Raw genomic sequence first — 11,745 nt, forward strand, 5'->3', positions numbered from 1 at the left:
CCCGATGCACACGAGTGTGCTGGAAGGGGTGAACAACAAGATCAAAGTGATAAAGCGCATGGCATATGGATTTAGGGACTCAGAATACTTTTTTCTGAAAATCAAGGCGGCCTTCCCCGGAAAGCCGCGATGAACCTAAAAAAACGGGCCCGGCGCGAGTGCGCCGGGCCCGTTTTTCAATGAGGTGCTGGCTTAGTTGGCCTTGGCATCGCTCACGGCAGCTTCAGCCTTGGTGGCCACGTCAGCGGCAGCCTTCTCGACAGTAGCGGAAGCTTCGGAAGCAGCCTTCTCGACGGTAGCAGACGCTTCGCTAGCGGCTTTCTCGACAGTGGCAGCAACGTCTGCGGCCGGGGTCGCAGCCGGAGCGGCAGCTTCTTCTTTCTGACCACAGGCGGTCAACATCAGACCCAGGATACCGGCTACCAGTACTTTGTTCATGTGCATACCCTCAAAAAAAGATGGAGAGATGGTGCAGGGACCATCACTGTACGCCCCGGCTCCTGTCGGCACACCGGCCGCTGGAGCCCGAAGGCGCGCGAAATATATCCCCATATGCGGCCGATGAAAACGCGTATCACAATGATATTTTCTCGTTGGCATGATAAGAAACACTGCTGCAACGACAAATATTAATATAAAACACCCATCCATCACCAGATTCGCACAACAAATCGCCAATTACCTGACGATTGCCAGTCAGCTATTGTCTTTCTGTCAGGCTCTCGGCGCTGCCGGATTACGCCGTCAGTCAGACAGCTTCTGACAAGGCAGGCGCCGCCCCTGCTGGTCGCTCTCCCGGGCCAGGTCCAGCAAGGCCATCACCGCCAGAGCCTCGTCGGCCGGCACCGGGTTCTCCCCTTCTCCCCGGATGGCGGCGCAGACGCCGCGATAGTAGGCGCCGTAGTCCCCCGCCTCGCCAGCCACGGTCTGCTGCACGAGCTGACCGTCCCGGATCTGGCTGAGCTGGCCGGGGGCGGGATCCACGCCCCAGTCCGCCGCCGGAGGCCGCTTGCCCTCCTTGAGCTGCTCCTCCTGCACGTCCATGCCGAACTTGATGAAGGAGCCCTGACTGCCGTGCACCACGAAGCGGGGCATCACGGCCGACACCAGACAACTGCCGTGCAGAATGACCCGCATCTCGCCATAACCCAGCACCACATGGAAGTAGTCGTCCGCCAGGGCCCCGGGGCGCTGCTTACCCAGATCCGCCTGCAACCAGTCCGGCTGGCCGAACAGCTGGAGCGACTGATCCAGGATATGGGGGCCGAGATCGAACCAGAGACCGGAGCCCGGGCCGCCCGCCTCGCGCCAGCGCTGGCGCACCTCGGGGCGATAACGGTCGAAGTGGGATTCGAACTGGGCAACTTGCCCCAACGCTCCCTCCGCCAGCAGACGGCGCACCGTGAGGAAGTCCCCGTCCCAGCGCCGGTTGTGGAAGATGCTGAGCAGCCGTTGCTGCTTCTCCGCCAACTCGACCAGCGCCTTCGCTTCGGCCAGATCCAGGGCGAACGGCTTGTCGATCACCACGTGCTTGCCCGCCAGCAGGGCCTCGCGAGCGATGGGGGCGTGGGTGTCGTTGGGGGTGGCGATCACCACCAGATCGAGGCTGTCATCGGCCAGCACCTGCTCCAGGGTGCCGACCCGGGTGCCGGGCAACGCCGCCTGTACCTTGGCGGCATCCCGGCTCACCACCCAGCGCAGGGTCAGGCCTGGGGTCGTGGCCAGGAAGGGGGCGTGAAAGGTCTGTCCTGCGAAGCCGTATCCCACCAGGGCGGCGTTGATTGTGTGGCTCATCCGGTTTTCTCCACGGGTCTGTGATCATGCGAGGCAGGCGAGGTCACCTGAAAAAGAGAAGGGGGCTCAAGGCCCCCCGAGTGTGCTCATCAGAGCACAGGATTTATTGCAAACACAAGCGGCGACCCTGGCGGGTCATCAGCATCACCAGCGGGGGCAGCAGCAGCCACATGTGCAGGGCCAGCTGGCTCAGGGGATCCGGCATCAGCCAACCGGTGATCCCCACCAGGGCGCCGGAGCCGCTCATCTGGAACAGGCCGAGCAGGGCGGCAGCAGTCCCGGCGCAGTGGCCGAAGGGGGCCAGCGCCATACCGGCGGCGGCGCCCAGGATCATCGCAAAACCGATGCTGGAGAGGAACACCGGGCCCATCATAGCCAGCGGGTGCGGGATGTGCATGGCCAGGGTCAGGGTGATGGCGGAGAGCAGCAGCACCAGCAGGCCGATGCGCAGGGTCCGTCTTGGCCCTACCCGGGCGATGAAGCGCGGGGCCAGGAAGCAGGCCAGGATGTTGAGGGCAGCATTGGCGGTGAACCAGTGGCTGAAGCCACTCATGTCCAGCCCCAGGGTCACCATCAGTTGTACCGGCGCCGCTGTCACGTAGGCGAGGATCACCGCCATCGCCAGCATGCACAGCGCCGCGTTGAACAGGAAGCTCGGGGAGCGCAGCACCGGGCTGTAGCGGGACCAGCTGATGAGCGGGCCAGCACTGCTGGTCTCCTCAGGGCGGGTTTCCGGCATCCGCCACAGCAGCCAGCTGCCGACCACGACAGCGTAACCCGCCATGAACCAGAAGTTCGCCGACCAGCCCGCCTTGGCGGTGAGCCAGCCACCCAGCAGGGGCGCCAGTGCGGGGATGAAGCAGATGGCACCGTTCAGATAGGAGATCATCTGACCGCTCTTCTTGGGGCCATAGCTGTCACGGACCACCGAGAAGGCGGCCACCGAGGTGGCGCAGGCCCCGAAGCCTTGCAGCACCCGCGCCAGCATCAGCTCGCCCAGGCTGGCGGCAAAGCCGGCTGCCAGGGCGCTCAGGCCGTAGAGCAGCACGCCCCCCAGGGCAATGGGTTTGCGCCCGTAGCGATCGGCGAGCGGCCCCACCAGCAGTTGCCCCAGCCCCATGCTGAACAGGAACCAGGTGATGGTGCCCTGCATCAGGGTCACTTCGGCCCCCAGCTGCTCGGCCATCTGGGGGATGGCAGGCAGATAGATGTCGATGGCCAGCGGGCTGAACAACACCAGGAGTACAAGCAAAAGAATCAATGGCATCAGTCACCTCAAGCCCTACGAATATCGATTGGGCCGCGAGTCTACTGACTCAGAGTAATGAATTGAAATGGTATTTAATCACTTCGGTTATTCCCTGTTGGAAACATGTATCTCTTCTACCTCTCAGGGGGTGGAACCAGGATCCCCCGTTGGCACCGGATCCCGGGCAATTGGCGCTTTTACTAAACCCCTCCCCCGCATAGAATGCGCAGATTATTTTTGCGGAGGTGTGTGATGAACAAGCTTGTCCTGGCAACAGGGAACCAGAAAAAGGTGAAGGAATTGGCCGCCATGCTGGCCGATATGAAGATCCAGGTGATCCCGCAGAGCGAGTTTGCAGTCTCCGATGCCGACGAGACCGGCACCACCTTCGTCGAGAATGCCATCATCAAGGCCCGCCACGCCGCCCGCGTCACCGGCCTGCCCGCCGTGGCCGACGACTCCGGTCTGGAAGTGGATCTGCTGCACGGCCGCCCCGGCGTCTACTCCGCCCGTTTTGCCGGTGCCGGTGCCAGCGACAAGGAGAACATCGACAAGCTGCTGGCCGAGCTCAAGGGCGCGCCGGATTACCTGAAAAGCGCCCGTTTCTGGTGCGTGCTGGTCTACATGCGCCACGCCGACGATCCCACCCCCATTATCTGCCAGGCGAGCTGGGAGGGGATGATCATCGACGAACCCCGCGGCCAGCACGGCTTCGGCTACGACCCGGTGTTCTTCGTCCCCGACCACGACTGCACCTCGGCCCAGATGCCGGCGGAGCTCAAGAACCAGCTCAGCCACCGTGGCCAGGCCCTGGCCAAGCTCAAAGCGGCCCTGGCTGCGGTCAACTAAAGCGCTGTCTCCCGCCGCGTTGTCATCTACAATGGGGGCCGTCGGCCCCCGTTTCGTTCGCGGCGCCCCGCCCGTTGTCACCGGCAACCAGGGCCACCCGACCCCTTTTGATTGTTGAATACTGGAAATCCCATGCTGCAACTGCCGCCCCTCTCCCTCTATATCCACGTGCCCTGGTGCGTCCAGAAGTGCCCCTACTGCGACTTCAACTCCCACGCCCAGAAGGGGGAGCTGCCCCACCTCGAGTACGTGGCGGCCCTGCTGGAGGATCTGGAGCAGGATCTGCACTGGGCCCAGGGGCGCCCCCTCTCCTCCATCTTTATCGGTGGCGGCACGCCGAGCCTGCTCTCCGTCGACGCCATGCAGGCGCTGCTGGACGGAGTGCGTGCGCGCATCGAACTCACCGCGGACTGCGAGATCACCATGGAGGCCAACCCGGGCACGGTGGAGGCGGACAAGTTCGCTGGCTTCCAGCGGGCCGGCATCAACCGCATCTCCATCGGGGTGCAGAGCTTCCAGCAGGAGAAATTGACCCGGCTCGGCCGCATCCACGGCCCCGAGGAGGCGCGCAAGGCCGCCGAGCTGGCCCACGCCATCGCGCTTCCCACCTTCAACCTGGATCTGATGCACGGCCTGCCGGATCAGAGCCTGGACGATGCGCTCTACGACCTGCAGCAGGCTATCGACTGCGCGCCGCCGCACCTCTCCTGGTATCAGCTCACCATAGAGCCGAACACGGCATTCGCCTCCAAGCCCCCCACATTGCCGGAAGATGACACCCTGTGGGACATCTACGAGCAGGGCCACGCCATGCTGACCGCCCGGGGCTATCAGCAGTACGAGATCTCGGCCTATGCCAAAGAGGGGTATCAGTGCCGCCACAACCTCAACTACTGGCGCTTTGGCGACTATCTGGGGATCGGCTGCGGCGCCCACGGCAAGGTGACGGATCTCGCGAGCCAGCAGATCCTGCGTACCGCCAAGGTGAAGCATCCGAAAGGTTATCTGGATCCGAGCCGCCCCTATCTGGACAGCCAATGGCAGGTGAGCGCGGACGATCTGCCGCTCGAGTACTTCATGAACCGATTCAGATTGTTTGAACCCGCCCCCAAGGCGGAGTTCGAGGCCTTCACGGGGCTACCGCTGGAGCGGGTGGAGACCATGCTCGCCATCGCCCGGACCAAGGAGCTTATCGAGGATCTTGGCGATAGCTGGCAGCTCACGTCCCTCGGGCATCGCTACCTCAACGTGCTGCTCGAACTCTTTATGGACGAGTGAGCACGGGTTCACTCTCTTGCGTCAAGACCGCAAGTCAGCACCAGCGAATAGAACAACAATCAGGGCGCTATTGGCGCCCTGATTGTGTTAACTGATGCCTTGCGGCAGAAACCCGCTCAGCAGCAGACGCTTGCCATCTGCTGTTGGCCGGGCTCCCACCGCTTGCCGTGCTTGGCCTTGCGCTGATAGCTGCCCTTGCCCTTCTTGCTCGGCTCGACCCGGGCCTGGAACAGGGGGGAGGTCACCAGTGCCTTGAGGTGGTTGTCCTGAATGGTGCCGCGCTGATGTTCGCAGGCGGGTTCGGCGGTGACACAGGTCACCTTCTTCTTGGCCATATGGGCTCCTTGATGGGGGTGTCGTGTTTGCCTATCGTCCCTGCCTGGAAGGGCAGATGGCGAAAAACGCGCCGATTGTGCGCCTCTTGCCTCCCCCGTGCAAGCTGTCAGGCGGGGTGATAGATAACCCGCACCAGGCCGCTTGGCAGCACGGCGCTCGACACCGGTCTCAACCCTGCGGGGAGAGGCCCGGTAAAGAGCGGGATCCCGCCCCCCAGGGTGACCGGCACCCAGAACAGGGTCAGCTCGTCCACCAGGGCCCCCTGCAGACCCTGCCTCACCAGCTCCCCGCCATCCAGATAGAGGTGACGGCTTCCCCCCTGCCACAACTCGTCCAGCACCTGCGCCAGCGCCCCCTGCCGGAAGGAGACCCGAGGACGGGGGTCGGCGGGCCTGTGGGTCAGTACCACCAGCGGCTTGTCCCCGTAGGGCCACTCGGGAAAGGCGCTCACGATATCGTAGGTGTTGCGCCCCATCAGCAGGGTGTCCGCGCTCGCCATCAGGGCGCTGTAGCCGGTCTCCTGCGGCCCGTCGCCACCATAGGGGGCCAGCCATGCCAGATCGCCCCCCTCCCCGGCGATGAAACCGTCGAGGGAGAGGGCGAGAAAGGCGGAGACCCGGGGCCGACGCAGCTCAGTGCTCATGGTCGTGATGCTCGTGGCGGGAAGGGGCGCCGGACTCCAGGGTCTCGAGGATGGCGCAGTGCTCCGCCGAGCGCGGGCCGCCGCAGCAGATGTCGGAGAGGGCCTTCAGGTTCTCGCGAAAACGGGTCAGCTCCAGGAGCTTCTGCTCCACCTGTTCGAGCTTGGTGTCAGCCACCGCCTTCACCTCCTGGCAGGTGACCTTGGCCTTGTTGGTGTCGAGGGCAAGCAGCTCGCCGATGTCCGCGAGGGAGAAGCCCACCGACTTGGCGCGGATGATGAACTCCAGCCGCCGCTTGTCCTGCTCCCCGTAGAGGCGATAGCCGGATTCGTTGCGAATGCCCGGCGAGATGAGGCCGTTCTTCTCATAAAAGCGCAGGGTGTCGGCCTTCACCCCGCACGCCTTGGCCAGTTCACCGATCCGATACATGGTCCTCTCCCCCCGCATGACATTCCCGACATGGTACTCAATATAAACCGGCCTCCACTATCACCTCTTTGCCCGGCGATTGCCAGTCAAAGGCAGGAAAGCAGCAGCTAACCCCTCACTTGCCGGCCATTTATCCCCAAAACACTGAAAAGACAAACGTTTCACAAAAATTCACCAGAAAACGTTTAACGCCGCATCCCACAAGGGTTTGTCTCTTTAAAAAATCCACCACAGGTCACATTTTTTGTGTAGAATACGCGCCCACAAGAGAGCGTCGCGTCAAGCGGGCATTTCCTAAAACGCTTTTGCCAACGGCCGCCCCGGGCGAGAGTGGTTTGCGAAATCCCCCACTTCCATTTATTTGGGGACTCTCTGTGTGTTGAGCCTCGCCTCCCATGGAACGGTCCCCGTTATGCTGAGGACGATAGTGTGATGGAACAAGCTCGACCCATTCGCCGTGCACTGCTGAGTGTGTCTGACAAGACTGGCATCCTGGAATTTGCCAAGGCACTCGACGCGCGTGGTGTGGCCCTGCTCTCCACCGGTGGTACCGCCAAGCTGCTGGCCGATGCGGGCCTGCCGGTGACCGAGGTGTCCGACTACACCGGATTCCCCGAGATGATGGACGGCCGGGTCAAGACCCTGCATCCCAAGGTACACGGCGGCATTCTCGGCCGTCGCGACCGGGATGACGCCATCATGGCCGAGCACGCTATCTCCCCCATCGACATGGTCGTCGTCAACCTCTATCCCTTCGCCGCCACCGTGGCCAAAGCCGGTTGCACCCTGGAAGACGCCGTCGAGAACATCGACATCGGCGGCCCGACCATGGTCCGCTCCGCTGCCAAGAACCACAAGGACGTCACCATCGTCGTCAAGGCCTCCGACTATGACCGCGTCATCGCCGAGATGGATGGCAACGGCAACAGCCTGACCCTCTCCACCCGCTTCGATCTGGCCATCGCCGCCTTCGAGCACACCGCCGCCTACGACGGCATGATCGCCAACTACTTCGGCACCCTGGTGCCCTCCTACGGCGAAAACAAGGAAGGCGACGAAGAGTCCCGCTTCCCCCGCACCTTCAACAGCCAGTTCATCAAGAAGCAGGACATGCGCTATGGCGAGAACAGCCACCAGGCTGCCGCCTTCTACGCCGAAGAGCAGGCCGCGCCGGGCTCGGTAGCAAGCGCCATCCAGCTGCAGGGCAAGGCCCTCTCCTACAACAACATTGCCGACACTGATGCGGCGCTGGAGTGCGTGAAGGAGTTCAGCGAACCGGCCTGCGTCATCGTCAAGCATGCCAACCCCTGCGGCGTCGCCATCGGTGACGACCTGCTGGCAGCCTACGATCGCGCCTACCAGACCGACCCCACCTCGGCCTTTGGCGGCATCATCGCCTTCAACCGCGAACTGGACGGCGAGACCGCCGCGGCCATCGTCGCCCGCCAGTTCGTGGAAGTGATCATCGCCCCCAGCATCAGCCAGGCAGCCCGCGAGGCGGTCGCCGCCAAGCAGAACGTGCGCCTGCTGGAGTGCGGCCAGTGGACTGCCCCGGCGCAAGGCTTTGACTTCAAGCGCGTCAACGGCGGCCTGCTGGTGCAGGAGCGCGATCTGGGCATGGTGACGCTCGGGGATCTGACCGTGGTCAGCCAGCGTCAGCCCACCGAGGCCGAGTTGCAGGATCTGCTGTTCTGCTGGAAGGTCGCCAAGTTCGTCAAATCCAACGCCATCGTCTACGCCAAGAACGGCCAGACCATCGGCGTGGGAGCCGGCCAGATGAGCCGCGTCTACTCTGCCAAGATCGCTGGCATCAAGGCCGAGGATGAAGGGCTGACCGTGGCGGGCTCCGTCATGGCCTCCGACGCCTTCTTCCCGTTCCGCGACGGCATCGATGCCGCCGCTGCCGCGGGCATCTCCTGCGTCATCCAGCCAGGTGGCTCGATGCGCGACCAGGAGGTGATCGACGCCGCCAACGAACACGGCATGTGCATGGTGTTCACCAACATGCGTCATTTCCGTCACTGACAGCCCAGGGCCGCCGATGGCGGCCCTGCCTCTTTAGCACCGGATCCTTTCCACTGGCAGGTTGCCACCGCAGCGCCAGTGAACTCAGACAGAAGCGAGCGAGACGATGAAAGTACTGATCATTGGCAACGGCGGCCGTGAACACGCCCTGGCCTGGAAGGCCAAACACTCCCCCCTGGTGACCCAGGTCTTCGTGGCACCGGGCAATGCGGGCACCCAGCTTGAGCCGGGCATCGAGAACGTCGCCATCCAGGCCACCGACATCGAGGGCCTGCTGGCCTTCGCCAAGGCGAACCAGATCGGCCTCACCATCGTCGGACCGGAAGCCCCCCTGGTGAAAGGGGTAGTCGATGCCTTCCGCGCCGCCGATCAGACCATCTTCGGCCCGACCGCCGCCGCCGCCCAGCTCGAAGGCTCCAAGGCCTTCACCAAGGACTTCCTGGCCCGCCACGCCATTCCCACCGCCGATTACCAGAACTTCACCGAGGTGGAGCCGGCGCTGGCCTATCTGCGCGAGAAGGGCGCCCCCATCGTCATCAAGGCCGACGGTCTGGCCGCCGGCAAAGGGGTGATCGTCGCCATGACCCTCGACGAGGCGGAAGCGGCGGTGCGTGACATGCTCTCCGGCAATGCCTTCGGCGATGCCGGCGCCCGGGTGGTGATCGAGGAGTTCCTGGACGGGGAAGAGGCAAGCTTCATCGTCATGGTGGACGGCGAGCACGTGCTGCCCATGGCCACCAGCCAGGATCACAAGCGCGCCTTCGACGGCGACACCGGCCCCAACACCGGCGGCATGGGGGCTTACTCCCCGGCCCCCGTGGTGACCGACGAAGTGCACCAGCGCGTGATGGAACGGGTGATCATGCCGACCGTGCGCGGCATGGCGGCCGAGGGCAACGTCTACACCGGCTTCCTCTACGCCGGCCTGATGATCGATGCCGAGGGCAACCCCAAGGTGATCGAGTTCAACTGCCGCTTCGGCGACCCCGAAACCCAGCCCATCATGCTGCGGATGCAGTCCGATCTGGTGGATCTCTGCCTCGCCGCCTGTGCCGGCCAGCTGGATCAGAAGGAAGCCGTCTATGACCCCCGTGCCGCCATCGGCGTGGTGCTGGCAGCGGGTGGCTATCCCGGCGACTACACCAGCAACCACCCCATCAGTGGCCTGCCGGTGGACGAAGTGGCAGGGGAGAAGGTGTTCCATGCAGGCACCCGCCTGGAAGGACACACCAGCCTGACCCAGGGTGGTCGCGTGCTGTGCGCCACCGCCCTCGGCCACACGGTGCAGGAAGCCCAGCAGCGGGCCTATGCCCTCGCTGGTCGCATCCAGTGGGACGGCATCTTCTATCGCAAGGACATCGGCTGGCGTGCCATTGAGCGCGAGCAGGCCGAATAAGGGCCGGATCCCGATCACTCAAAGGGCCTGCGGGCCCTTTTTTTGTTGCACAGCACCTGCTCTGGCAGTGAAATCGTCCATGGATGATGACTTTCAAAAACAAAAACACCTGAAAAACTCACCTGACTTTAAAAAACCGATGTGTGATAAATAATGGCAGCATGATTCACTGCCTGCGAGCCCCTTCCCGGACCAGATGCGCGCCCTTGTATCCCTGCCGGAGGCGAGATCCGGTGGCCGTTCTCTTTCGGCTACATTCCCACAGCAATCCCCTGCACAATTCGTCACAATTGGTCGCACTTTCTTCATACAATGATCGCCCTTTCATGGCATCATGATGCGTGAAACCGCACTCAAATGAGTGCTATAACAACCTGCAATCTCGTCGTCTCATAAGGAAATCCCATGCTGAAAACTGTGCGTCCCCTGCTGCTGCCCCTGATGTTTGGCCTGATGGCCCTGCCTGCCATGGCCGGCGATCTGGAGCAGCCGATGAAGAAGATCGGCTTCAACTACAAGCAGGCCGTCAAGGCCGACGACGCGGCCACCATGGAGAAATACATCAAGGAGATGAAGGCCCAGCTGGACGTCGCCAAGGGCAAGAACATGCCCGCCGCCAAGAAGGAGAAGTTCCTGGAAGGCATGACCGAAGTGCAGACCGAGCTGGATGCCAGCCTGGCAGCCCTCCAGGCCGGTGACGAAGCCAAGGCGCGCGAGCACCTGGCCAAGGTCAACGACCTGAAGAAGGAGTACCACAACTATGCCAAGCAAAAAGGCTGATCCCTTCCACTGGGATGCTCTGGTGCGCCTCACCCACTGGGGTGTGGCGGCCATCTGTATCGGCAATCTCTGGCTCAACGAGGCGGGCGAGGAGTGGCACGAGCGGATGGGATACGCCGTCATGGTGCTCATCGGCATACGCCTGCTGTGGGGGCTCACCTTCGCTCGCGGCCACGCCCGCCTGCGTGCCCTCATCCCGAGCCGGGAGGATTTTCGCCATCAGGCCGACGCCCTGCGCGAACGGACCCCGCCCACCCCGGGCCATCACGGCAGCGGCAAGCTGGCGGTCTGGGCACTCTGGCTGCTGGTACTCGCCACCGCAGGGACCGGCTGGTTCCAGAACACCGAGACCGGCTTCGATCTGGGGGCGGACGACTGGCACGAGTGGTGCACCTGGGTACTCCAGGGCATGATCGCCCTGCACCTGTGCGCCATCGCCTACACCTCCTGGCGCCAGCGCAGCAACCTGGTCACCCGCATGCTGCCAGGGCGTCGTGCCCGGGCCAGTGCCGGGCAGCAGGAACCCAACGTCTGAACGTTCACGGGGCCCTGCGGGGCCCCTGTTCATCCCCTTCGCTACCCGCTTGACGGGATCTCGCACCGATCTGCTCCCCTCTGCCCCCTCCTGCTGCCACCGAATAGCATGAAAGCATTTTCATTCACATTTCTTAATTAATTCAGCCTGTTCGATTTTCAACCACGTCGATTTCATGAATGCTACGGAGCTGAACGAGGTTGTTTGTTGTCCGTTCGACTACACGACAGTGATACGTCAATAACAAGATCGAAGGGAAAATCGTCATGCACAACACACTGTTTCGAACCAGGGCGGGATCGCACTTTGTTAATGAAATTTGAACAGGCAGATCGTCTGTGATCTAATCGCGTCTCCATGCAGGAGGCACGCGCTATGACGTTGATTGAACACCTTACCCTTGTCGAAGAAACTCGCTCTGAGATCAATCGTA

The 11,745-nt window shown here is 63.0% G+C and carries 13 protein-coding genes; 7 read left to right on the forward strand and 6 right to left on the reverse strand.

All coding sequences use genetic code 11. The features are described from left to right. A partial coding sequence (locus J9889_RS12040; protein ID WP_162231338.1) for a transposase occupies positions 1-133 on the forward strand: 133 nt, incomplete at its 5' end. A 59-nt stretch (positions 134-192) separates the two neighbouring features. Here J9889_RS12040 and J9889_RS12045 read toward each other — a convergent pair. From J9889_RS12045 to J9889_RS12055, 3 genes are all read right to left on the reverse strand, one after another. Then, the gene (locus tag J9889_RS12045; protein WP_010675602.1) at positions 193-438 is read right to left on the reverse strand and encodes a hypothetical protein; all 246 of its coding nucleotides are present in this window, start codon (positions 436-438) and stop codon (positions 193-195) included. A gap of 306 nt (positions 439-744) precedes the next feature. Continuing rightward, positions 745-1,794, reverse strand: a complete 1,050-nt coding sequence (locus J9889_RS12050; protein WP_041213888.1) for an oxidoreductase — start codon at positions 1,792-1,794, stop codon at positions 745-747. A gap of 103 nt (positions 1,795-1,897) precedes the next feature. Next, positions 1,898-3,061 carry a multidrug effflux MFS transporter gene (locus J9889_RS12055; protein WP_039040832.1) on the reverse strand — a complete coding sequence of 388 codons (1,164 nt, stop codon included), beginning with the start codon at positions 3,059-3,061 and terminating at the stop codon, positions 1,898-1,900. Between the two features lie 234 nt (positions 3,062-3,295). Here J9889_RS12055 and rdgB point away from each other — a divergent pair, with 234 nt between their 5' ends. Both rdgB and hemW read left to right on the forward strand, forming a co-directional pair. Then, positions 3,296-3,892: an RdgB/HAM1 family non-canonical purine NTP pyrophosphatase gene (rdgB, locus tag J9889_RS12060; RefSeq protein WP_010675605.1), complete on the forward strand. Its 597-nt coding sequence runs from the start codon at positions 3,296-3,298 to the stop codon at positions 3,890-3,892. A 132-nt stretch (positions 3,893-4,024) separates the two neighbouring features. Further along, positions 4,025-5,170, forward strand: coding sequence for a radical SAM family heme chaperone HemW (gene hemW, locus J9889_RS12065; protein WP_103858028.1), 1,146 nt, complete (start codon positions 4,025-4,027; stop codon positions 5,168-5,170). 116 nt (positions 5,171-5,286) lie between these two features. On the opposite strand, the gene J9889_RS12070 is transcribed toward hemW, so the two are convergent. The 3 genes from J9889_RS12070 to zntR form a co-directional block, all read right to left on the reverse strand. Beyond that, complete coding sequence (locus J9889_RS12070) at positions 5,287-5,505, reverse strand: ribosome alternative rescue factor ArfA (protein ID WP_069651880.1); 219 nt, start codon at positions 5,503-5,505, stop codon at positions 5,287-5,289. 107 nt (positions 5,506-5,612) lie between these two features. Then, positions 5,613-6,149, reverse strand: a complete 537-nt coding sequence (locus tag J9889_RS12075) for a dihydrofolate reductase family protein (protein ID WP_103858029.1) — start codon at positions 6,147-6,149, stop codon at positions 5,613-5,615. Further along, positions 6,139-6,576: a Zn(2+)-responsive transcriptional regulator gene (zntR, locus tag J9889_RS12080; RefSeq protein ID WP_010675609.1), complete on the reverse strand. Its 438-nt coding sequence runs from the start codon at positions 6,574-6,576 to the stop codon at positions 6,139-6,141. The genes J9889_RS12075 and zntR overlap by 11 nt, the downstream gene beginning before the upstream one ends. A gap of 432 nt (positions 6,577-7,008) precedes the next feature. On the opposite strand from zntR, the gene purH reads away from it, so the two are divergent. The 4 genes from purH (at position 7,009) to J9889_RS12100 (ending at position 11,312) form a co-directional block, all read left to right on the forward strand. Continuing rightward, a complete protein-coding gene (gene purH, locus J9889_RS12085) occupies positions 7,009-8,601 on the forward strand; it encodes a bifunctional phosphoribosylaminoimidazolecarboxamide formyltransferase/IMP cyclohydrolase (protein WP_010675610.1) in 1,593 nt (530 codons plus the stop codon). Positions 8,602-8,707: 106 nt separating this feature from the next. Then, positions 8,708-9,997: a phosphoribosylamine--glycine ligase gene (gene purD / locus J9889_RS12090; RefSeq protein WP_041211074.1), complete on the forward strand. Its 1,290-nt coding sequence runs from the start codon at positions 8,708-8,710 to the stop codon at positions 9,995-9,997. A 405-nt stretch (positions 9,998-10,402) separates the two neighbouring features. After that, positions 10,403-10,777 carry a cytochrome b562 gene (locus J9889_RS12095; RefSeq protein WP_010675612.1) on the forward strand — a complete coding sequence of 125 codons (375 nt, stop codon included), beginning with the start codon at positions 10,403-10,405 and terminating at the stop codon, positions 10,775-10,777. Beyond that, complete coding sequence (locus J9889_RS12100) at positions 10,758-11,312, forward strand: cytochrome b/b6 domain-containing protein (RefSeq protein WP_103858030.1); 555 nt, start codon at positions 10,758-10,760, stop codon at positions 11,310-11,312. The genes J9889_RS12095 and J9889_RS12100 overlap by 20 nt, the downstream gene beginning before the upstream one ends. The last annotated feature ends 433 nt before the right edge of the window (positions 11,313-11,745 follow it).

This window comes from Aeromonas sp. PrichA-15 (genome assembly GCF_017939245.1).
Lineage (GTDB): Bacteria > Pseudomonadota > Gammaproteobacteria > Enterobacterales > Aeromonadaceae > Aeromonas > Aeromonas caviae.